Source organism: Parapusillimonas sp. JC17 (assembly GCF_052180245.1).
Lineage (GTDB): Bacteria > Pseudomonadota > Gammaproteobacteria > Burkholderiales > Burkholderiaceae_B > Parapusillimonas.
In genome coordinates this window covers 2608205-2628221 of sequence record NZ_CP197474.1, presented here as the reverse complement: position 1 = coordinate 2628221, position 20017 = coordinate 2608205, and the positions used below count along the sequence as shown (strand labels likewise).

Annotated in this window: 21 protein-coding genes; 18 read left to right on the top strand and 3 right to left on the bottom strand. The window is 61.4% G+C overall.

The window, feature by feature from the left end:
- Positions 1–23 precede the first annotated feature (23 nt).
- The 5 genes from ACSBPU_RS12575 (at position 24) to ACSBPU_RS12555 (ending at position 4447) form a co-directional block, all read left to right on the top strand.
- A complete protein-coding gene (locus ACSBPU_RS12575) occupies positions 24–1847 on the top strand; it encodes an acyl-CoA dehydrogenase (protein WP_442592436.1) in 1824 nt (607 codons plus the stop codon).
- Between the two features lie 97 nt (positions 1848–1944).
- Complete coding sequence (locus ACSBPU_RS12570) at positions 1945–2586, top strand: peroxiredoxin (RefSeq protein WP_180068003.1); 642 nt, start codon at positions 1945–1947, stop codon at positions 2584–2586.
- Between the two features lie 287 nt (positions 2587–2873).
- The gene (locus tag ACSBPU_RS12565; RefSeq protein WP_442592435.1) at positions 2874–3050 is read left to right on the top strand and encodes a hypothetical protein; all 177 of its coding nucleotides are present in this window, start codon (positions 2874–2876) and stop codon (positions 3048–3050) included.
- A 212-nt stretch (positions 3051–3262) separates the two neighbouring features.
- Positions 3263–3652 carry a 50S ribosomal protein L19 gene (gene rplS, locus ACSBPU_RS12560; RefSeq protein WP_180068005.1) on the top strand — a complete coding sequence of 130 codons (390 nt, stop codon included), beginning with the start codon at positions 3263–3265 and terminating at the stop codon, positions 3650–3652.
- A gap of 66 nt (positions 3653–3718) precedes the next feature.
- Entirely contained in the window at positions 3719–4447 is a 729-nt protein-coding gene (locus ACSBPU_RS12555) for a CoA pyrophosphatase (protein WP_442592434.1), read from the top strand.
- A 154-nt stretch (positions 4448–4601) separates the two neighbouring features.
- Here the strand turns inward: ACSBPU_RS12555 and rsgA are convergent, their stop codons facing one another.
- Positions 4602–5507, bottom strand: a complete 906-nt coding sequence (gene rsgA / locus ACSBPU_RS12550) for a ribosome small subunit-dependent GTPase A (protein WP_442592433.1) — start codon at positions 5505–5507, stop codon at positions 4602–4604.
- Positions 5500–6744, bottom strand: coding sequence for a M48 family metallopeptidase (locus ACSBPU_RS12545; RefSeq protein ID WP_442592432.1), 1245 nt, complete (start codon positions 6742–6744; stop codon positions 5500–5502). Before ACSBPU_RS12545 ends, rsgA begins: the two co-directional genes overlap by 8 nt.
- A 45-nt stretch (positions 6745–6789) precedes the next feature.
- On the opposite strand from ACSBPU_RS12545, the gene orn reads away from it, so the two are divergent.
- Positions 6790–7335, top strand: a complete 546-nt coding sequence (gene orn, locus ACSBPU_RS12540) for an oligoribonuclease (protein WP_180068009.1) — start codon at positions 6790–6792, stop codon at positions 7333–7335.
- A gap of 39 nt (positions 7336–7374) precedes the next feature.
- On the opposite strand, the gene paaX is transcribed toward orn, so the two are convergent.
- Complete coding sequence (paaX, locus tag ACSBPU_RS12535) at positions 7375–8331, bottom strand: phenylacetic acid degradation operon negative regulatory protein PaaX (RefSeq protein WP_442592431.1); 957 nt, start codon at positions 8329–8331, stop codon at positions 7375–7377.
- A gap of 121 nt (positions 8332–8452) precedes the next feature.
- Here paaX and paaA point away from each other — a divergent pair, with 121 nt between their 5' ends.
- The 12 genes from paaA (at position 8453) to uvrC (ending at position 20014) form a co-directional block, all read left to right on the top strand.
- Positions 8453–9445 (top strand): 1,2-phenylacetyl-CoA epoxidase subunit PaaA, encoded by a 993-nt coding sequence (gene paaA / locus ACSBPU_RS12530; RefSeq protein WP_442592430.1) that lies wholly within the window; start codon positions 8453–8455, stop codon positions 9443–9445.
- A gap of 94 nt (positions 9446–9539) precedes the next feature.
- Positions 9540–9824, top strand: a complete 285-nt coding sequence (gene paaB, locus ACSBPU_RS12525) for a 1,2-phenylacetyl-CoA epoxidase subunit PaaB (RefSeq protein WP_180068012.1) — start codon at positions 9540–9542, stop codon at positions 9822–9824.
- Positions 9825–9832: 8 nt separating this feature from the next.
- Positions 9833–10597 (top strand): 1,2-phenylacetyl-CoA epoxidase subunit PaaC, encoded by a 765-nt coding sequence (paaC, locus tag ACSBPU_RS12520; protein ID WP_442592429.1) that lies wholly within the window; start codon positions 9833–9835, stop codon positions 10595–10597.
- A 32-nt stretch (positions 10598–10629) separates the two neighbouring features.
- On the top strand, positions 10630–11100 hold the full coding sequence (paaD, locus tag ACSBPU_RS12515; RefSeq protein WP_180068106.1) for a 1,2-phenylacetyl-CoA epoxidase subunit PaaD: 471 nt from the start codon (positions 10630–10632) through the stop codon (positions 11098–11100).
- 17 nt (positions 11101–11117) lie between these two features.
- Positions 11118–12200 (top strand): 1,2-phenylacetyl-CoA epoxidase subunit PaaE, encoded by a 1083-nt coding sequence (gene paaE, locus ACSBPU_RS12510; protein ID WP_442592428.1) that lies wholly within the window; start codon positions 11118–11120, stop codon positions 12198–12200.
- A gap of 94 nt (positions 12201–12294) precedes the next feature.
- A complete protein-coding gene (gene paaN, locus ACSBPU_RS12505) occupies positions 12295–13959 on the top strand; it encodes a phenylacetic acid degradation protein PaaN (protein ID WP_442592427.1) in 1665 nt (554 codons plus the stop codon).
- 25 nt (positions 13960–13984) lie between these two features.
- Positions 13985–14773 (top strand): 2-(1,2-epoxy-1,2-dihydrophenyl)acetyl-CoA isomerase PaaG, encoded by a 789-nt coding sequence (gene paaG / locus ACSBPU_RS12500; RefSeq protein ID WP_442592426.1) that lies wholly within the window; start codon positions 13985–13987, stop codon positions 14771–14773.
- Positions 14770–15246, top strand: a complete 477-nt coding sequence (paaI, locus tag ACSBPU_RS12495; RefSeq protein ID WP_180068017.1) for a hydroxyphenylacetyl-CoA thioesterase PaaI — start codon at positions 14770–14772, stop codon at positions 15244–15246. Before paaG ends, paaI begins: the two co-directional genes overlap by 4 nt.
- 113 nt (positions 15247–15359) lie before the next feature.
- Entirely contained in the window at positions 15360–16676 is a 1317-nt protein-coding gene (paaK, locus tag ACSBPU_RS12490) for a phenylacetate--CoA ligase PaaK (protein ID WP_442592425.1), read from the top strand.
- Between the two features lie 44 nt (positions 16677–16720).
- A complete protein-coding gene (gene acpS, locus ACSBPU_RS12485; protein ID WP_442592424.1) occupies positions 16721–17173 on the top strand; it encodes a holo-ACP synthase in 453 nt (150 codons plus the stop codon).
- Complete coding sequence (gene nagZ, locus ACSBPU_RS12480; protein WP_442592423.1) at positions 17170–18228, top strand: beta-N-acetylhexosaminidase; 1059 nt, start codon at positions 17170–17172, stop codon at positions 18226–18228. The genes acpS and nagZ overlap by 4 nt, the downstream gene beginning before the upstream one ends.
- The gene (uvrC, locus tag ACSBPU_RS12475) at positions 18191–20014 is read left to right on the top strand and encodes an excinuclease ABC subunit UvrC (RefSeq protein ID WP_442592422.1); all 1824 of its coding nucleotides are present in this window, start codon (positions 18191–18193) and stop codon (positions 20012–20014) included. The genes nagZ and uvrC overlap by 38 nt, the downstream gene beginning before the upstream one ends.
- Positions 20015–20017 lie beyond the last annotated feature (3 nt).

Here is a 20017-nt window from a genome sequence, read left to right as displayed (position 1 = left end):
GGCTTTGGCATACTGGAGACTGTATGAGCTATCGAGCACCTCTCAAGGATATTCGCTTTGCAATGAAGGAGCTGGCGGACCTGAAGGGCGTTCTGGCCCTGCCGGGCTACGAGGAAGTGTCCGAAGACCTGATCGACGCCGTGCTCGACGAGAATGCGCGATTCGTCGAACAGGAAATCGCTCCGCTGAATCGGGACGGCGATATCACGGGCGCCAAATGGTCCGACGGCGGCGTGACCACTTCGCCAGGCTTCAAGAAGGCATTCCAGGAATTCGCGCAAGGCGGCTGGCAAGGGCTGCTGCATCACCCCGAACAGGGCGGGCAGGGCCTGCCCAAGCTCGTGGGCGCGCCGGCCAGCGAAAATATCAATTCCGCCAGCCTGGCGTTTTCGCTCTGTCCGCTCCTGACGGACGGCGTGATCGAAGCGCTTACCGCAGTGGGCAGCCGGGCTCAGCAGGATCTATACATTCCGGCCCTGATCGAAGGTCGCTGGACGGGCACCATGAACCTGACCGAGCCCCAGGCGGGTTCCGACCTTGCTCAGGTCGCCACCCGCGCGGTCAAGCAGGACGACAGCAGCTACCGGCTGTTCGGCCAGAAAATCTTCATAACCTACGGTGAGCACGATATGGCCGATAACATCGTGCATCTCGTCCTGGCGCGCACGCCCGACGCACCCAAGGGCGTCAAGGGGATTTCGCTGTTCATCGTTCCGAAGTTCCTGGTCAATGACAACGGCGAACTGGGCGCCCGCAACGACGTCTGGTGCGCATCGCTCGAGCACAAGCTCGGCATACATGGCAGCCCCACAGCCGTGCTGCTCTATGGGTCCGGCAAAGGCGAAGTAGGCGAGGGCGCCGTGGCTCAGCTCGTGGGTGAAGAAAACCGCGGCTTGGAATACATGTTCATCATGATGAATGCGGCGCGTTACGCAGTTGGCATTCAAGGCATTGCTGTCTCCGAGCGGGCCTTGCAACTGGCGACGGCCTATGCCCACGAGCGGCTGCAGGGCCAGGCGCTAGAGGGTTCATCGGGTCCAGTGTCCATCGTCAATCATCCGGACGTCCAGCGCATGCTGCTGACCATGAAGTCACTGACTGAGGGTGCGCGGGCGCTCGCCTACGTGGCCGCATCCTTCTGCGATAAATCCCGGCACGAGCCCGACGCCGAGGCGCGCGCGCATTACAAATCGCTATACGAATACCTGGTTCCGGTCGTGAAGGGATTCTCCACCGAGATGTCGGTCGAGGTTGCATCCTTGGGCATACAGGTTCATGGCGGAATGGGCTATATCGAGGAAACCGGCGCCGCGCAGCACTACCGCGACGCCCGCATCCTGCCCATCTACGAAGGCACGACGGCCATACAGGCCAATGACTTCGTCGGCCGCAAGGTATTGCGGGATGGCGGTGCGGTGGCTGCCGCGCTGTCCAAAGAAATGCGCTCGACGGTGCAGGCACTCCGATCTGCTGCGGATGCCGACGCGCAGGGCGCCGAAGCGCTGGTGTTGGTGGCGCGGCGCCTTGAAGCCGCCGTGGAAGCCTACGAGCGCGCCACCTCATTTATCCTGAAGCAGGCTGGAGAATCCCCCCGCGCGGTATTCATGGGCAGCGTCCCTTACCTGATGCTGGCAGGCGTGGTGCACGCCGGCTGGCAGATGGGCAGGGCCGCTCTGGCTTGCCGAGAGCACGCGCGTGCGGGCGATAGCGACGATTTCTATGTGGCTAAATTGGCCACCTGCGTATTCTATGCGGCCCACGTCCTGCCAAGAAGCCAGGCGCACTGCGATGCGGTGCTCGAGGGCGAGCTCGCCAGCCGCTACGCCGCCCTGGCGGTGAGATCATAAGTAAATAACTACCGCCTATTTCCTTTGACTTGTTCATGCTGTCAAAATATATTGACTGTGCATCCCGCAGATCCATTTCTTTGATGAGAGAGCTGACATGACAACTTTGCGCCTGGGCGACACCGCCCCTGATTTCGAGCAGGATTCTTCAATTGGCCGTATTCGCTTCCATGAATACCTGGGAGACGGCTGGGGCGTGCTGTTTTCGCACCCGGCCGACTTCACCCCTGTTTGCACGACCGAGCTGGGCTATACCGCCATCGTGGCGGGCGAGTTCGCCAAGCGTAATGCGAAAGTCATCGCAGTGTCGGTCGATGACGCCGAGTCCCATCGGAAATGGATCGAGGACATCAACGATACGCAGAATACCAAGGTGGAGTTCCCCATCCTGGCGGATGAAGACCGCAAGGTCTCGACGCTGTATGACATGATCCATCCCAATGCCAGCACAACGGCGACCGTGCGTTCGGTTTTCCTGATCGACCCGGCCAAGAAAGTGCGCCTGATCATTACCTATCCCGCCAGCACCGGCCGCAATTTCAACGAGATCCTGCGGGTGCTGGATTCCCTGCAACTGACGGACAGCCACAGCGTGGCAACGCCGGTCAACTGGGAAGACGGCGACGACGTCATCATTGTCCCCTCCCTGCAGGACGAAGCGGTCCTGAAGGAAAAATTCCCGAAGGGTTATACCGTCGTGCGCCCGTACTTGCGTGTCACGCCGCAGCCCAACAAGTGATACGGGGGGTCAGGCCCTATAGGGTCTGACCCCAAACCACTAAGGGGTCAGACCCCGTGCGGGGGTATGACCCCTTGCCCGCCTAACCCGCTACGGTCTTGGTAGCGGGTTTTTTTTGCCCATTATTCAAGCTTGCGTCTGCAAGCTGTGGTTTTTTTCGCATCCCTGAAATCAAGGCTTGCCAAAATAACTGTTTTTTCATACAGTATCGCTCATGAATAGCTGTATTTATAAACAGTGGTTTCGGTGCAGCGCTCGCGCACTGGCCAGCTTGAATGAGGCAAACAATGAAAACCCATCGTGTCAATAATGCTCCTTCCAAATGGCCTTTTCCCGCCAAGCCCGTCAAGCGTGGCAAGGGTCGGCTAAGCAGGGGGGCCATGCTGGTCGATGTCTGCCTGGTTGCCGTCTGGGGGGCAAGTATTCCCGGGCTCATGTGGCTGGGTGCTGCCAGCGGCTTTTAAAACGCCGTAGTTCCCTGTATAATGGCAGGCTTTGCAACTCATCCTCTGACGGGTTTTATAACTGGTTTTATAACTACCGCTTGCGGTTTGCCTTATTGGCTAGCTGGCTTGGGTAGGGTCAAGTGGTTGAAATAGCTGGGTTGAAACAGCTGGTATTTGACGCAACATGGCAAAAACAGGCCCGCATCAAGATGACCTCTGGAGTGTTCACCGTGAACCTTATCGAACTTCTTGAACAAGAAGAAATTGCCCGCCTTACCGGCGGCGAAGCCAAACCCGAGTTTGGCCCTGGCGACACCGTCGTCGTCAATGTAAACGTGGTCGAAGGCGCCCGCAAGCGTGTTCAGGCATACGAAGGCGTGGTTATTGCCAGGCGCAATCGCGGCTTGAATTCTTCCTTCATCGTCCGCAAGATTTCTTCCGGCGAAGCCGTGGAACGTACATTCCAATTGTATTCTCCGCAAATCGCAAGCATCGAAGTCAAGCGCCGTGGCGATGTCCGCCGTGCTAAACTGTACTATCTGCGTAGCCGTTCGGGTAAGTCCGCTCGCATCAAGGAAAAGCTGGTTCGCAAATCGGCAGCCAAGAAGGCGGCAGAATAACCCCTGCTGGCTCTGGTCCAGAATCCACAAAGGCACCCCGGCGGGTGCCTTTGTGTTTTAGGAACTATGTCGCAAAACCCATCATCCCCCAGAAGCAGGCGCATCATCGCCACCCCTGTTTTTGATCCTCTGCTTCAGCCCGTCGTGCCCAGCAAGCCGCTTCAAGTCCTGCGCGGCGCCAGCATGCAGCTGGACTTCATCCAGTCCGCTTTTCAGCGATCCTTTCCGTGGCAGGTCGAGCCGCTATTCAAGCTTTCGTTCGACACCGATCCTCTGCAGAATCAGGATGCCATCCCGGCTGCGGTATTCTTTCCGCTGGTTCAACGGCCGTCCGGCCTGCATGTCCTGTTCACGCGCCGTGCCTCGCACCTGTATGACCACGCAGGCCAGATCTGTTTTCCCGGCGGGCGCATCGAAGACACGGATCGCGATGAAGTCGCCGCCGCGTTGCGCGAAACCCGGGAAGAGATCGGGGTGGAGCCCGAGTTCATACAGCTCATAGGCAAGCAGCCGGAATATCTGACCTCGTCGCGCTTCATCATGAAACCGGTCGTGGGATTGATACGGCCCGGGTTCAGGGTCACGCCGGATGTCAGCGAGGTCGCCGAAGTATTCGAGGTGCCGTTGTCGGTCTTGATGGATCCGCGCCTGCATCGCCTGCACCAGGCGCAACTGCCCGATGGCAGCCAGCGCCTGTATTTTTCCATCACGTGGCAGTCTTATTTCATCTGGGGCGCCACCGCTGCGTTGATACGCAACTTCTATCATTTCCTTTCTGCGGCGCAGAAACAGTAGACGAGGGAAGGGGGTCAGACCCCGAATGGGGTCTGACCCCGGGCTTGTCGCGCTGGTCATTGTGCCTGAGGGGTCAGACCCCGTACGGGCCTGACCCCAACCCTCGTCGAAATCGCCCCAAGGGGTCAGACCCCGTACGGGGTCTGACCCCAAGTCAATACCGTCCTTGCGCTTCGTTTTCGGCCAGGATGCGCTTGTAAAGCTCATGCCGTTCCGGGGGGATGGAGCCCTGTTCCAGCGCTGCCAGCACGCCGCAACCCGGTTCATGCCTATGTGTGCAGTTATAGAACCGGCAGTGCGCGATACCCTGCTGGAATTCGGGGAAGCCGCGTTCGATGTCGCTGGGGCTAAGATGATACAGGCCGAACGCCTGGAAGCCGGGCGAATCTATCAGGTCGCCGAAGCCGTCGGGCAGATGGTAGAGGCGGGTGGTGGTGGTGGTGTGCTTGCCCGTTCCAAGTGCCAGGGAGTGCTCCTGCGTGTGGGCGCGTGCGTCGGGGATGAGTGCGTTCAGTATGGTCGATTTGCCCATGCCGCTTTGCCCCAGCAACAGGCTGCATTTGCCTTTCAGGATGGGGAGCAGGGCATTCCGCACGGCGTCTTCGGCCAGAGCGCTGATTTCGATGGTGCGAACGCCGGCGCCGGCAAGGCTGGCCAGCTTGGCGCGCGCCCGGGGCAGGCTGTCTTGCAGGTCTGTCTTGTTCAGGACGATGACTGGTTCGATGCCGGCGGTCCGGGCGGCGATCAAGGCGCGCCCCAGGAGGTCGTCGGAAAACACCGGCTCGGGCGCCACGACGATCAGCAATTGATCGACGTTCGCGGCGAACTGCTTGCTGCGCATGTCGTCGGAGCGATAGAGCAGGTTGCGCCGTTCGAGTATCTGGTCGATGGATCCTTCATCCGCTGCCTGAGGACCCACGACGACGTGGTCGCCGACGGTGGCACCGGCCTTCTTCCCGCGTGGAAAGCATTTGCGCACGCTGCCATCGGCGAATTCCACCGTGTAATGGCGCCCATGTGCCGCAATGATGCGGCCTCGCAAGCCTGCGGCTTTATCCATGCTTGAGTTTCTGTATGCGGATCACGGCGGGTGGGTGGCTGTCGTAATAGGCGGAGTGTATCGGATCGGGCGTCAAAGTGGCGGCATTGTCGTCATAAAGCTTCACCAGCGCCGAAACGAGCCGCTCGGGCGGGCATTGTTCCGCGGCATAGCGGTCCGCCTGGAATTCGTCGCGCCTGGAAAGCCAGCTGGCAAGAGGTGTTGCCCAGAACGTGAAGACCGGCACAGCCAGGAAGAGCAGGATCAAGGCCAGCGCGTCGTTGGGGCGCCCCAGTTGCGGCAGCACGCCCAAACCGACGTAGAACCAGGTCTGTGTCGACAGCCAGCCCAGGAGCAGCAAGAAGACCAGGGCGACGGCGAAACTGACCACCATGCGCTTGATGATGTGCTTGTGGCTGAAATGGCCGAGCTCATGCGCCAGCACTGCCTCGATCTCGTCGACATTCAGTCGTGACAGCAGCGTGTCGAAGAAGACGATGCGGCGCGCATTGCCGAAACCAGTGAAGTAGGCGTTGCCGTGCGCTGAACGCCTGGAGCCATCCATGACGAACAAGCCACTCAGCGAGAAGCCACAGCGTTTGGCCAGGCTTTGTATGCGTTCGGCCATCTCGGGATTATCCAGTGGCGTGAATTTATTGAAAAGCGGCGCGATGACGGTGGGAAACAGCCAGAGAATCAAGAAATTGAATCCCACCCAAAGACCCCACGCCCACCAGACCCAATTGGCGCCCGCATTGCCCATGAACCAGATCACGCCGGCGGCCAGCGGCGTGCCCAGCAGCAGGGAAAGCGCCAGTGTCTTCAGGTTGTCCTGTATGAACAAGCGGGGACTGATGCGATTGAAGCCGAAACGGGCTTCGAGCTTGAATTTGCGCCAGGCTGAAAAAGGCAGGCCGATCAGGCCCATGATGGCAAGCACGGCCCCCAGCAGCATCAGCTGGCGCAGCATCTCGTTGTCGAGCAGGACGCCCAGGTGATGGTCCAAGAACTGCAGCCCGCCCAGAAGGGTGAAACCGACGAGGACGGCGGCTTCGGTAATCCGCTCCACCATGGAGAACTGCATCTTTGCTATGGTGTAGTCGGCGGCGCGCTGATGGCTGTGCAGTCCGATGCGGTCCGAGAATTCCGGCGGGACTCGATCGCGATGCGTTTGCACATGCCGGATCTGGCGTGAGGCGAGCCAGAGTCCGATCAGGACGTCTGCAAGCAGGAAGGAGACGAACAACAATGTAAACATGGCGAGCCGGTGTGTGCGAAAATCTCTGTTTTAAGGAAGGATTATATGGCGGCGAATGATCAGCGTCTGGTGTGGCTCGATATGGAGATGACGGGCCTGGACCCCGAAAAAGAGCGGATTATCGAAGTGGCCGTGGTGATCACCGAGGCCGATCTGAGCTTTGTGGCCGAAGGGCCGGTATTGGTCATACACCAAAGCAATGAGCTTCTTGACGCCATGGACAACTGGAACAAGTCCACGCATGGCAAGAGTGGCCTGATCGACAAGGTCAAGGCGTCCACCCTGACCGAGGCGCAGGCCGAGGAACAATTGCTGGCCTTTCTTTCCCAGCATGTTTCACCGGGGAAGTCGCCGATGTGCGGCAATACCATCGGCCAGGATCGCCGCTTCATGGTGAAGTACATGCCCAGGCTCGAGGCCTTCTTTCATTACCGCAACCTGGATGTCAGCACGCTCAAGGAGCTTTCCCTGCGCTGGAAGCCTGAAGTCTATCGCAGCTTCGTCAAGAAAAGCCGACACGAAGCGCTGGCCGACATCTATGAGTCCATTGAAGAGCTCAAGCATTATCGCGAGCATTTCATCAAGCTGTAACCCCGGCCTAAGCCGGCCTGATATCGGCCGCCCGCCGCGTCAGGCCACCGCCTGGCGCGCGCCTTGCTTTTCGCGGCCTCCGAAGCGGTCGTACACATAGGATTTCAGCGGCTGAAAACGCGCGGGATCCCGTTCCAGTATCTCGCACAGGTGTTCCTCGGCGGCATCGAATACCGCCCAGTACAACTGGCCGCACAGCTCGCGCGCGGCATGGCCCGGCCAATCGCCGGGCAGCATCTGCAGGGGCAGTTGCGGGTCGTGCAGTACGATCCTGCGCCAGGCATGCAGGGCGATGGCGCGGATGGCGAATGCCTGCATGGGCCTCATCTGCGGACCTATGAATTCAAGCAGCGGACCATAGGATTCCAGGAAAGCCCGGTATTGCCGATCGACTCCCTCGATATCCCAGCACTGTGACACCAGTTCGCTGATCTGCAGGCCTTCGCCTTCGTTCATTTCATGGGCGCTCATGACCAGGGCGTGGCGCGCGAGCTTGAGTTTGCCCAGTATCTTCAAGGCTGCGCTTTTCTGATTGCGCGGAATGGCGAAGATGCCGGGCGCGATGGCGCCGAATCCGGCCCATACCAATTCATGGCGGAGCTCTCCGCGCTTGCCCAGGCTGCTGTTGCCGAAGCGGGGCAGGATGACGAGCGTCCAGTCGCCGTCCCAGAGCAAGGGTGATCCGGTATAGATGCGGCTGGAGGCCTGCCGTGTCAGTTCCAGTCCTTGTTCGCTCAGGCGGTACAGGCTGCGCCGACCGTGGCGTTCGGATTGCAGCCAGTCTTGCGCCACAAGACGGAAGACGCTGGTTCGCAGCAGGCGTTCATTGATGCCCAGCGGTGTGACCAGGTCGATCAGATCGCTCAGCCAGATGCTTCCGCCGTGAGGCTCGATGGCGTCGCCCAGCAGTGTCACGCAAAGTGATTTCGCGCGAGGCGGGTCGTGTTCCAGCAGCGAATGGATCAGGCGTTGCAATACAGGACTGGCGTCGGTCATGGTGTGGAGGTGTCTTGGAAACAGGTCTATTTGATACTATAATTTGATTGACATCAATATTTTTGTATTAAATAATAAAAAAGAATCGAATAAGCAGGCTAACACGTATAGGAGACGCCTCATGTATGCCCAACTAGTGGAAACCGGGGTCAAGAGCGTGCGTTCCGTCGATCAGCTGTCGGGTCAGGAGCAGTCGTTCCAGCAGCGCATCGACGAAGGTGTCCGCATCGAGCCCAAGGACTGGATGCCGGAAGCATATCGCAAGACGCTCGTCCGGCAGATATCGCAGCATGCGCACTCGGAGATCGTAGGCATGCTGCCGGAGGGCAATTGGATCACGCGCGCGCCGACGCTCAAGCGCAAGGCCATCCTCCTGGCCAAGGTGCAAGACGAAGCAGGGCACGGCCTTTACCTGTACAGTGCGGCCGAAACGCTGGGTGTTTCGCGCGATGACCTGATCGACGACCTGCACTCCGGCAAGGCCAAATACTCCAGCATCTTCAATTACCCCACGCTGACCTGGGCCGACATCGGCATGATAGGCTGGCTGGTCGACGGCTCGGCCATCATCAACCAGATTCCGCTGTGCCGATGTTCCTACGGCCCGTACGCGCGGGCCATGGTGCGGGTCTGCAAGGAAGAATCCTTCCATCAGCGGCAAGGCTACGACCTGCTTATCGAGATGTGCCTGCGCGGTACGCCCGAGCAAAAGGAAATGTGCCAGGATGCCCTGAACCGCTGGTGGTGGCCGGCGCTCATGATGTTCGGTCCATCCGACGCCGACTCCCCGAACAGCGCGCAGTCCATGCAATGGCGCATCAAGCTGTTTTCCAACGACGAACTGCGCCAGAAAATGGTCGACCAGACGGTGCCTCAGGCCGAATACCTTGGCCTGAAGGTTCCCGATCCAGACCTCAAGTGGAACGAGGAAACCGGCCACTACGAGTTCGGCGAGATCGACTGGAGCGAGTTCTACGCGGTCATCAAGGGCAATGGCCAGTGCAATCGCGAAAGACTCAAGACACGCGTTCGTGCACACGAGGAAGGCGCATGGGTGCGCGAAGCTTTTTCCGCCTATGCCGACAAGCAGGATCGCAAGAAAGCGGTGGCCTGAGCCGCCGTACTGTTCCCATGCACGGCACGCCGCGCCGCGGCGGCCTTGCCAGACCAGACAGAGTGCCCATGGCAGCGGCACGGAGGATGAAAACATGAGTCAGAACGGATGGCCTCTCTGGGAGGTCTTCATACGCAGCCAGCATGGCCTGGCCCACAAGCATGTGGGCAGCGTGCACGCATCGGATGCCGAAATGGCGATCAACAACGCGCGCGATGTCTATACACGGCGCAACGAGGGCCTGAGCATCTGGGTGGTCAAGGCGGCCGACATCACGGCCAGCTCGCCCGGCGACAAAGAGCCGCTGTTCGAGCCCGCCGACAGCAAGGTCTACCGGCATCCCACGTTTTTTCCGATGCCCGACGAAATCAAGATGTAGGAGGCACTGTGGACCAAGCATTGTTTCAGTATCTGCTGCGCCTGGGCGATACCACGCTGATACTTTCCCATCGCCTGTCCGAATGGACCGGCCATGGACCCGCCCTCGAAGAAGAAATGGCAACGGCCAACGTGGCGCTCGACCTGCTGGGCCAGGCCCGCATGTGGCTGACGCTGGCGGGCGAGGTCGAAGAAAAAGGCCGCAGCGAAGACCAGCTCGCCTATCTGCGGGACGCTCCCCAGTACCGGAATTACCTGCTCGTGGAGCGTGAAAACGGCCATTATGGCGACACCATGGCGCGCCAGTTCCTGTTCGATGTTTGGCACTACTTCCTGCTTCGCGAGCTTTCCGCGTCGCAGGACGAGCGCGTCGCCGCCATTGCCGCCAAGTCGCTCAAGGAGGTGACCTATCACGTGCGCCGTTCGTCGGACGTCCTGGTGCGCCTGGGCGACGGCACCGAAGAAAGCCGCGCCCGCATGCAAGAAGCTCTGGACGACGCATGGCGCTATGTCGGCGAGCTTTTCCATGACGATGACGTCATTGCCGGTCTGGCCGACCGCGGCATCGTTCCGCTGCACTCGTCTTTGTGGCCCGCCTGGGAAGCGCACGCGAGTGCAGTGATCCGCGAAGCCACGCTGAATCTGCCCGCAAGGGACGAGGCCGAACACCCCGCGCACCGGGGCGGCATCGTCGGGCGCCACACCGAGGCGCTGGGCTATATCCTGGCCGAGATGCAGCATCTGCAGCGGGCTTATCCGGGAGCATCGTGGTGATTACCGCCGCCCGGCCTTCCGTCGAACAGGTCATGCAATGGCTGTCCGCAGTCGCCGACCCCGAGATCCCGGTGCTGTCGATCGCCGACCTGGGACTCATACGGGATATCGAGTGGGAAGGCGAAACCTGCGTCGTCACGATCACGCCCACCTACTCCGGCTGTCCGGCCATGCGCGAAATCTCCGACGGCATCGTGGCCGCTCTGAAGGCGCAAGGACTGGACCAGTTGCGAGTGGACACCCGGCTTTCTCCGGCCTGGACCACCGACTGGATGACCGAAAAAGGCCGGGACGCGCTGAAAGGCTACGGCATTGCTCCGCCCGCGGAAAAAGCCATCGACATATCCGGAATCACGCGGCGCAATACACAGGTGGTGGTCCCCTGTCCGCAATGCGGATCCCGGGATACGCGCCTGGTCAGCCACTTCGGATCGACCTCCTGCAAGGCGCTGTATCGCTGCAGTCACTGCGGCGAGCCTTTCGACTATTTCAAGGCGCATTAGCGTCAACAGGCTCTCTCATGAATCAATTCTATTCATTGAAAGTCGCGTCCGTCGCCAAGAACACGCGCGACGCCGTGGTGGTGACGTTCGATGTCCCATCGGACCTGAATGACCGGTTTTCGTTCCGACCGGGGCAGTACCTGACTTTGCGTGCGAACATCGATGGCGAAGAGTTGCGGCGCTCATATTCGATCTGTGCATCGCCCAGCGACCGGCAATTGCGGGTCGCCATCAAGCGCCTGAACGACGGCGCATTTTCGTCATGGGCGAACCAGCACCTGGCGGCCGGACAATCCATCGAAGTGATGCCGCCCGACGGCCACTTCACCGTGGAGTTCGACCCCGCCAATGCGCGCCGCTACGTGGCGTTTGCGGTGGGCAGCGGCATTACGCCCATACTGTCGCTGGTCAAGACGGCGCTGAGCACGGAGCCCGCCAGCAGTTTCACCCTGTTCTTCGGCAATCGCGCGTCGTCCGCCGTCCTGTTCCGGGAAGAGATCGAAGACCTGAAAAACCAGTACATGGACCGATTCTCGCTGGTTTACATCATGAGCCGCGAGCATCAGGACATCGATCTGTTCAATGGGCGCCTCGACGGCGCCAAGGTGGAGCAGCTGCTGGGCAAATGGATGGATCCGTCCACCATCGATTACGCTTTCGTCTGCGGTCCGCAGGACATGACCGAATCCGTGATCGAGTCGCTGCAGGGCAAGGGCCTCGAGAAGTCACAGATCAAGTTCGAGCTGTTCGGGTCCCCCAAGGGCCCGCGCGCCTTGCGCACGGGCAAAGAGGCCCGCAAGGCGCCAGGCAACGAACTATGCGAGCTGACGGTCATCCAGGACGGCTTCACCCGGACACTCACCATAGAAAAAAACAAGGACAGCGTCCTGGATTCCGCCTTGGCTCAAGGCGTGGAATTGCCTTATTCTTGCAAGGGCGGCGTATGTTCCACCTGCCGTTGCAAGGTCACCGAGGGCGAGGTCGACATGGACGCCAATTTTGCGCTGGAAGACTATGAAGTCCAGCGCGGTTTCATACTCAGCTGTCAAAGCTTTCCGGTCAGCGACAAGGTCGTCATCGACTTCGACCAGGAAACCTGACCGCTCATACGCGCCGTCCCGCGGCACACAGACGAATATTCCGACCGTTCCCTCACGCCGGAACGGCTCAGTAATGAACAACAAGGAGCAAGCAGTGTCAGTCGACTATTTCAACGCCCATCAGGAAGTTCTCGAAAAAGCGGTGGCCGCCGCCGCCGATCGGGGTTACTGGAGCCCCTTTTCCGAGTCCCCCAGCCCTCGCGCCTACGGGGAGTCGGCCAACGAGCTTGGCCTCGCCGCATTTGAAGCATACAAAGGCAAGGACTTCCCGCTGGAGCAGGACGGAGAAGCCGGCAAGGTGTCCGGCGAAGTCTCGCCCTTCGGTCCCGAGCTGGGCATCCGCTATCCGCAAGTACCCGCCGACACGCTGATCCTGCAGTCGCAGGCCGCCCTGGAAAACTGGCGTGAGGCGGGCCCGCGCGCCTGGGTGGGCGTTGCGCTGGAAATTCTGCAGCGCCTCAATCGGCACAGCTTCGAAATCGCCTACGCGGTGCAGCACACCACGGGGCAAGGCTTCATGATGGCTTTCCAGGCGGGTGGGCCGCATGCCCAGGATCGCGGCCTGGAGGCCGTGGCCTATGCCTGGCAGGAAATGTCGCGCATCCCGGACCAGGCCGGCTGGGAGAAACCGCAGGGCAAGCACGACCCCATCAAGATGCAGAAGCGGTTCACCGTGGTGCCGCGCGGCATCGGCCTGGTGATCGGCTGCTCGACCTTTCCCACCTGGAACGGCTATCCCGGCCTTTTCGCCAGCCTGGCTACCGGCAACACCGTCATCGTCAAGCCGCATCCCGGCGCCATCCTGCCGCTGGCCATCACAGTCAAGATCGCGCGCGAAGTCCTGGCCGATGCGGGGTTCGACCCCAATGTCGTCCTGCTGGCGGCACATGCGCCCGGCGACGACACCGCGCAGTCGCTGGCCTTGAATCCCGCCGTGAAGCTCATCGATTTCACCGGCAGCAGCGCCAACGGCAATTGGCTGGAGGACAATGCGCGACAGGCCCAGGTTTATACGGAAAAAGCCGGCGTCAATCAGGTCATCATCGATTCGGTCGACGATTTCAAGAGCGTCGCGCGCAACCTGGCATTCTCGTTCTCACTGTACTCCGGGCAGATGTGTACCGCGCCCCAGAATGTCTACGTGCCGCGCGACGGGATCAAGACGGCGGAAGGACACATGAGTTTCGACGAGGTGGCCCAGGGCCTGGCCCAGGCCGTGGAAAAGCTGGTGTCGGACCCTGCGCGCGCGGTGGAGATCACCGGCGCCATTCAGAACGCGGGAGTCGCCCAGCGCATAGAAGAGGCGCGCGGACTCGGATTGACCGTGCTGTGCGACAGCCGCAAGCTCGAGCATCCGCAGTTTCCCGAAGCCAATGCGGTGACCCCGCTGCTGCTCAAGGCGGAAGCCGGCAGTGCCGAGATCCAGCGCGAATGGTTCGGGCCCATCGCCTTCGTGGTGGCCACCGACTCCACCGCGCACAGCATCGAGCTTGCCCGGCAGACGGTAATCCAGCACGGCGCCTTGTCGCTCTCGGCATACACTACCGATACCGCCGTGGCGCAAAAAATCCAGAAGGCGGCGGAGCGGGCGGGTGTGTCCGTTTCGCTGAACTTGACGGGCGGGGTATTCGTGAATCAGACCGCCGCATTCAGCGATTTTCACGGCACCGGGGCCAACCCCGCCGCGAACGCCGCCCTGTCGGATTCCGCCTTCGTCGCGAACCGTTTTCGCGTCGTACAGACACGGTGGCACGCTTAAGAAAAACTCTATCGCAGGACATTAAATGAATTACGAAAATATCGAGTTCCAAGTTGCCGACGGTGTCGCCCGCATTACCCTGAACCGGCCCGACAAGCTCAACAGCTTCACAGCCGCCATGCATGGCGAATTGGCGAACGCCCTCGGCGCGGTGGAATCCGGCGGCGCGCGCGTCCTAGTGCTCACCGGCAACGGCCGCGGCTTTTGCGCCGGGCAAGACCTGTCGGAGCGCCGCATGAGCGCAGGCTCGGAACGCGTGGACCTGGGCGAGACGATCGATAAATTCTACGCGCCGCTGGTGCGCCGCCTGCGGTCATTGCCGCTGCCCGTCGTCGTCGGCGTCAATGGCGTGGCGGCGGGGGCCGGCGCCAATCTTGCGCTGGCCGGCGACATCGTCATCGCGAAGCAGTCGGCCAGCTTCATCCAGCCATTCTGCCGCCTGGGCCTGCTGCCGGACACCGGCGGCACCTATGCGCTGCCCAGGCTGGTGGGCCAGGCGCGGGCCATGGGCCTGTCGCTGCTGGGCGACAAGCTCAGCGCGGACAAGGCGGCCCAATGGGGCCTGATCTGGGAAAGCGTGCCCGACGAAGAGTTCGAGGCTAGGCTGGACACACTGGCCAGGCATTTCGCCTCGGCGCCGACCAAAGGGCTGGCCTATACCAAGCGCGCCCTCAATCAAAGTCTGGGCAACACGCTCGATCAGCAGCTGGACCTGGAGCGCGACCTGATGCGTGAACTGGGAGCCAGCGAAGACTATGCCGAAGGCGTGGCGGCCTTCCTGGCCAAACGTGAACCCGTCTTCAAGGGGAAATGATGGCCGGCCAATCTTCAAGCGCGGCGGTGGCCGCGCCCGATCTTCCGGAGAATCCGCAGGAACTGGCCGAACTGACCGCCAAAGTCATGTTCGACAACGACCCGGCGTCGCAGGCGCTGGGGCTTGCCATCGAGCATGTGGCGCCGGGCGAGGCGCGCATGTCCATGACGGTGCGTCGCGACATGCTCAACGGCCATCAGACCTGCCACGGCGGCTTCATCTTCGCCCTGGCCGACAGCACCTTCGCATTCGCCTGCAATTCCCGCAATGCCGCGACCGTGGCCTCGGGCTGCACCATCGATTATCTTGCGCCCGGCTACGAGGGCGATATCCTGACGGCGGATGCCAAAGAATATTCCCTGGCGGGACGCACCGGCGTCTACGATGTGCAGGTCACCAATCAGGACGGCAAGCGCATTGCGATTTTCCGAGGACGCTCATACCGGATCAAGGGGCAGGTCGTCGGCGACTAGGAAACCGGGGGCAAGCCGGGGGTCAGCCGGGGGTCAGGGGGTCAGACCCCGTACGGGGTCTGACCCCAGACAAAAAGCGATATTCAAACTGAAATCAAAGGTAGGAGCAAAACATGTCCGAGTCGACAAAATCGAAAGGCGGACGCGATGCCATAGAGCACGCGAGCCAGGATGAACTGAAGAGCCTGCAGCTGGAGCGCCTGAAGTGGTCGCTCAGGCACGCGTACGATAACGTGCCGCATTACCGGAAGTCGTTCGATGCCGCCGGCGTGCATCCGGATGACCTCAAGACGCTTTCCGATCTGAAGCGCTTTCCGTTCACCGCCAAACAAGACCTTCGGGATAACTACCCCTTCAACATGTTCGCTGTACCGCGCGAGCAAGTGGTTCGCATCCATGCCTCCAGCGGTACGACGGGCAAGCCCACGGTGGTGGGCTACACCGCGCGGGATATCGACAACTGGGCGAATCTCGTGGCGCGTTCCATCTGGGCCGCGGGCGGACGGCCGGGCGACATCGCCCATGTGGCATACGGCTATGGCTTGTTCACCGGAGGGCTGGGCGCCCATTATGGGGCCGAGCGGCTGGGATGCTCGGTCGTGCCGATGTCCGGCGGGCAAACCGAGAAGCAAGTCCAGCTGATCCGCGATTTTGGACCGCGCATCATCATGGTCACGCCTTCCTACTTCTGCAACATCCTCGAGGAAATGGAGCGCGAAGGCATGGATCCGCGCGAAAGCTCGCTGCGCATCGGCATCTTCGGCGCGGAACCCTGGACCGGCCAGATGCGCAGCGACATCGAAAAGCGCTCCGGCATCGATGCCGTCGATATCTACGGGCTGTCCGAGGTCATGGGGCCGGGCGTCGCCATGGAATGCGTCGAGTCCAAGGACGGCCCGGTGGTGTGGGAAGACCATTTCTACCCGGAAATCATCAATCCCGATACCGGAGAGGTCCTGCCCGACGGCGAGGAAGGCGAGCTGGTATTCACGTCGCTCACGAAAGAAGCCATGCCGGTCATCCGCTATCGCACCCGCGATCTGACCCGCCTGCTTCCACCCACCGCGCGCAGCATGCGTCGCATAGACAAGATCACGGGCCGCAGCGACGACATGCTGATCGTGCGCGGCGTCAATCTCTTCCCCACCCAGGTCGAGGAAATCGTGCTGAAGATGCCGGAACTCGCGGCCCAGTACCAGCTGGTGCTCACACGCAGCGGGAACCTGGACGAGCTCGAGATCCTGACCGAAGTGCGGACTGAGTACGATCACCTGAGCGTCGCCGATCGCGACGCGCTGGCCAAGAAGCTGCAGCATGCCGTCAAGACCTATATCGGCGTGTCCGCGCGGGTAACGGTACAGACGGCTGGCCTGGTGGAGCGCACCCTGACCGGCAAGGCGCGCCGCGTGATCGACAAACGGCAAAGATAGGCTGCGCACTCACGGTATGATTCGTCTTTTGAAAAGGCGGATCCATGAACATGCGTGCAGTGCGGAATGCCGTGGCGGGTATTGGTGTCGATCTATTGCGGCTCGAACGCGTGGAGCGCGTGTATGCCCGCCATGGCGACCGGTTCGCGCGCCGCATATTGGGCCTGCAGGAATACGAAAAATTCCAGCGCCGTCTTGCACGCGACCCCCAGCGCGGCATGCGCTTCCTGGCTACCCGTTTTGCCGCCAAAGAGGCTTTCTCCAAGGCAGTCGGACTCGGCATGCGCTCGCCCATGGCGTGGTCTCGCATGCAGACGCTCAACGAACCCAGCGGCCGGCCCTGCGTGGTATTGTCCGAACCGCTGCTCAGCTGGTATGAGCAGCGGTTCGGGTCCGCCCACGTGTCCATCACCGATGAAAGCGATACCGTCGCGGCTTTCGTTGTGGTCGAGGCGCTATCCACGCACATTCATGCAGAAAACGGAAAGGAAACATGACAGTCAACACTACGCCAGCCAGTCTGCCGCCCGGTCCGGTGATGGTCGATGTCGAGGGCACGACGCTCTCGGGGCACGAGCGCGCGCGCCTGCGCAATCCGCTGGTGGGGGGCGTCATACTCTTTGCGCGCAATTTCCAGGACCGCGAACAGCTGTCGGCATTGTGCCGGGAGATTCACGAGGAGCGCGATGAGCCTTTGCTGATCGCGGTGGATCACGAGGGCGGCAGGGTGCAGCGCTTTCGCAGCGACGGCTTCTCTGCCATCCCGGCCATGAGCGTCTTCGGTGAGCTCTGGGAGCAGGACTCCCTGGCCGCCATGCGTCTGGCTTCCGAGACCGGTTATGTGCTGGGCGCCGAACTGCGCGCCTGCGGGGTGGATCTGAGCTTCACGCCGGTGCTCGATCTGGACTATGGCGTCAGCAAGGTCATCGGGAACCGGGCGTTCCATCGCGATGCCCGGGTGGTGGCCATGTTGGCGCGATCGCTGATTCAAGGGCTCATGCTGAGCGGCATGGCGGCCTGTGGCAAGCATTTCCCGGGGCATGGCGCAGTGGAGGCGGATTCCCACCACGAGATCCCGGTGGACCATCGGCCTTTCGAGGAAATCATGCAGGAAGACGCGGCACCCTATGGCTGGCTGGGAGACATGGTGCTTCCGTCGGTGATGCCGGCACACGTCATCTACGATCAGGTCGACCCGAATCCCGCGGGTTTTTCCCCATACTGGATACAGCAAGTGCTGCGTCAAGAGATGGGATACGATGGTGTGGTGTTCTCCGACGACCTGACGATGGAAGGCGCAACGGTGGCCGGCGACATCCTGGCGCGCGCGAATGCGGCATTGGGCGCCGGCTGCGACATGGTCCTGGTATGCAACCGCCCCGATCTGGCGGACGACCTGCTGGCGCGGCTATCGTCCGAGCACAGCAGTGCCTCGGTGAACCGCATCAGGCGGCTCATGCCGTCGCGGCCATCGCCCGATTGGGACGCGCTCCAGGCCGACCAACGTTATCAATATGCTCGAAGACTTCAATCTCAAATCGTTTCTGGCTGATTTGCCGCATCTGCCCGGCGTATATCGGCACATCGATGGCCAGGGCGAGGTGCTTTATGTCGGCAAGGCCCGCGATCTCAAGCGGCGCGTAAGCTCGTACTTCCAGAAGACGCACAATAGCCCGCGCATCACGCACATGATCGCGCGGGTCGTCCGCGTCGAGGTCACGGTCACCCGTTCCGAGGCCGAGGCGCTGCTGCTGGAGAACAACCTCATCAAGCGGCTGAAGCCGCGCTACAACATTCTGTTTCGGGATGACAAGTCGTATCCCTACCTGATGTTCAGTGGCCATGAGATCCCCCGGATTGCCTATTACCGCGGCAGCACCAGCGGCAAGGGGCGTTACTTCGGGCCTTATCCCAATGCATGGGCCGTGCGGGAAACCATACAGATCCTGCAGCGCGTGTTCCGTCTGCGCACCTGCGAAGACAGCGTATACGCGAATCGCTCTCGGCCCTGTCTGCTGTACCAGATCGGACGATGCTCCGCGCCGTGTGTCGACCTGATTTCCACGCCCGATTACCAGGCCGATGTCCAGCGCGCGACGCGCTTCCTGGACGGCCATGCTGACGAAGTGCTGCGCGATATCGAACAACGCATGCACCAGGCTTCGCAGGCGCTCGAATTCGAGCAGGCGGCGGCGCTGCGCGACCAGATGGGCGCGCTTGCCAAGGTGCTGCAGCAGCAGTCCATGGAGCAAGTCGGCAATGACGACGTGGACATCGTCGCCATCGCGTCGGCGGGGGGCAGGGTATGCGTCAATCTTGCCATGGTGCGCGGCGGGCGCCACCTGGGCGACAAGTCGTTCTTTCCCACGCACACCAATGAAGACAGTCCCGGAGACGTGCTGGCCGCCTTCGTCGCCCAGCATTACCTGGACAGCGCGCTTCCGCCCATTCTGGTGTTTTCCCATCGCTTGCCCGATCCGGACTTGATGGGCTTGCTGGCCGAGCAAAAGGGCGTCAAGCCGCGTGTGCTGGTCCGTCCGCAAGGCATGCGCAAGACCTGGCTGGAGCAGGCAACGAAGAACGCAGAGATGGCGCTGGCCCGGGTGCTGACGGAGTCCAGCGCGCGCGCGGCCCGCACGCTTGCCCTGGCCACGGAGCTGGACCTGGATACCGATGAGACGGCGCTGGATGCCTTGCATATCGAATGCTTCGACATCAGCCATACGGCGGGCGAAGCCACGCAGGCCTCTTGTGTCGTATACAAGCATCATGCCATGCAGCCGTCCTTGTATCGCCGATACAACATCGCCGGCATCACGCCGGGCGACGATTACGCGGCCATGCGGCAGGTGCTGACCCGCCGCTTCAGCAGGGTGGCGGATGGGCAGGCCGAGATGCCCGGCATCGTGCTGATCGACGGGGGCAAGGGCCAGGTTGAAGTGGCGAGGCAGGTTTTCGTCGAGCTCGGACTGGATACCGGCGTCATCGTGGGAGTCGCCAAGGGCGAGGGGCGCAAGGTGGGCCTGGAAACATTGGTCTTTGCCGATGGGCGCGTGTCCGTTGCGCTGGGGGTCGAGTCGGCCGCCCTGATGCTTGTCGCGCAGATTCGCGATGAAGCTCATCGATTCGCCATCACCGGCATGAGGGCGCAGCGTGCGAAAGCCCGGAATGTGTCGCGCCTGGAGGAAATCGAAGGCATAGGCGCGCGCAGGCGGCAGAAGCTGCTGGCGCGTTTTGGCGGTTTTTCAGGGGTGGTCGACGCCAGCATCGACGATCTGCGGTCGGTGGAGGGAATATCGGATGAATTGGCGGAACGTATCTATCAGGCGCTCCGATAAGGT

What these genes read in the sequence shown, in the direction of transcription:
- orn (WP_180068009.1), top strand. Translation starts at nt 6,790, where the DNA reads ATGGCGGCGAATGATCAGCGTCTGGTGTGGCTCGATATGGAGATGACG.
- paaA (WP_442592430.1), top strand. Translation starts at nt 8,453, where the DNA reads ATGTATGCCCAACTAGTGGAAACCGGGGTCAAGAGCGTGCGTTCCGTC.
- paaI (WP_180068017.1), top strand. Translation starts at nt 14,770, where the DNA reads ATGATGGCCGGCCAATCTTCAAGCGCGGCGGTGGCCGCGCCCGATCTT.
- paaB (WP_180068012.1), top strand. Translation starts at nt 9,540, where the DNA reads ATGAGTCAGAACGGATGGCCTCTCTGGGAGGTCTTCATACGCAGCCAG.
- ACSBPU_RS12555 (WP_442592434.1), top strand. Translation starts at nt 3,719, where the DNA reads ATGTCGCAAAACCCATCATCCCCCAGAAGCAGGCGCATCATCGCCACC.
- paaG (WP_442592426.1), top strand. Translation starts at nt 13,985, where the DNA reads ATGAATTACGAAAATATCGAGTTCCAAGTTGCCGACGGTGTCGCCCGC.
- uvrC (WP_442592422.1), top strand. Translation starts at nt 18,191, where the DNA reads ATGCTCGAAGACTTCAATCTCAAATCGTTTCTGGCTGATTTGCCGCAT.
- paaD (WP_180068106.1), top strand. Translation starts at nt 10,630, where the DNA reads ATGCAATGGCTGTCCGCAGTCGCCGACCCCGAGATCCCGGTGCTGTCG.
- acpS (WP_442592424.1), top strand. Translation starts at nt 16,721, where the DNA reads ATGAACATGCGTGCAGTGCGGAATGCCGTGGCGGGTATTGGTGTCGAT.
- ACSBPU_RS12545 (WP_442592432.1), bottom strand. Translation starts at nt 6,744, where the DNA reads ATGTTTACATTGTTGTTCGTCTCCTTCCTGCTTGCAGACGTCCTGATC.
- paaK (WP_442592425.1), top strand. Translation starts at nt 15,360, where the DNA reads ATGTCCGAGTCGACAAAATCGAAAGGCGGACGCGATGCCATAGAGCAC.
- paaE (WP_442592428.1), top strand. Translation starts at nt 11,118, where the DNA reads ATGAATCAATTCTATTCATTGAAAGTCGCGTCCGTCGCCAAGAACACG.
- ACSBPU_RS12575 (WP_442592436.1), top strand. Translation starts at nt 24, where the DNA reads ATGAGCTATCGAGCACCTCTCAAGGATATTCGCTTTGCAATGAAGGAG.
- paaX (WP_442592431.1), bottom strand. Translation starts at nt 8,331, where the DNA reads ATGACCGACGCCAGTCCTGTATTGCAACGCCTGATCCATTCGCTGCTG.
- ACSBPU_RS12570 (WP_180068003.1), top strand. Translation starts at nt 1,945, where the DNA reads ATGACAACTTTGCGCCTGGGCGACACCGCCCCTGATTTCGAGCAGGAT.
- nagZ (WP_442592423.1), top strand. Translation starts at nt 17,170, where the DNA reads ATGACAGTCAACACTACGCCAGCCAGTCTGCCGCCCGGTCCGGTGATG.
- rsgA (WP_442592433.1), bottom strand. Translation starts at nt 5,507, where the DNA reads ATGGATAAAGCCGCAGGCTTGCGAGGCCGCATCATTGCGGCACATGGG.
- ACSBPU_RS12565 (WP_442592435.1), top strand. Translation starts at nt 2,874, where the DNA reads ATGAAAACCCATCGTGTCAATAATGCTCCTTCCAAATGGCCTTTTCCC.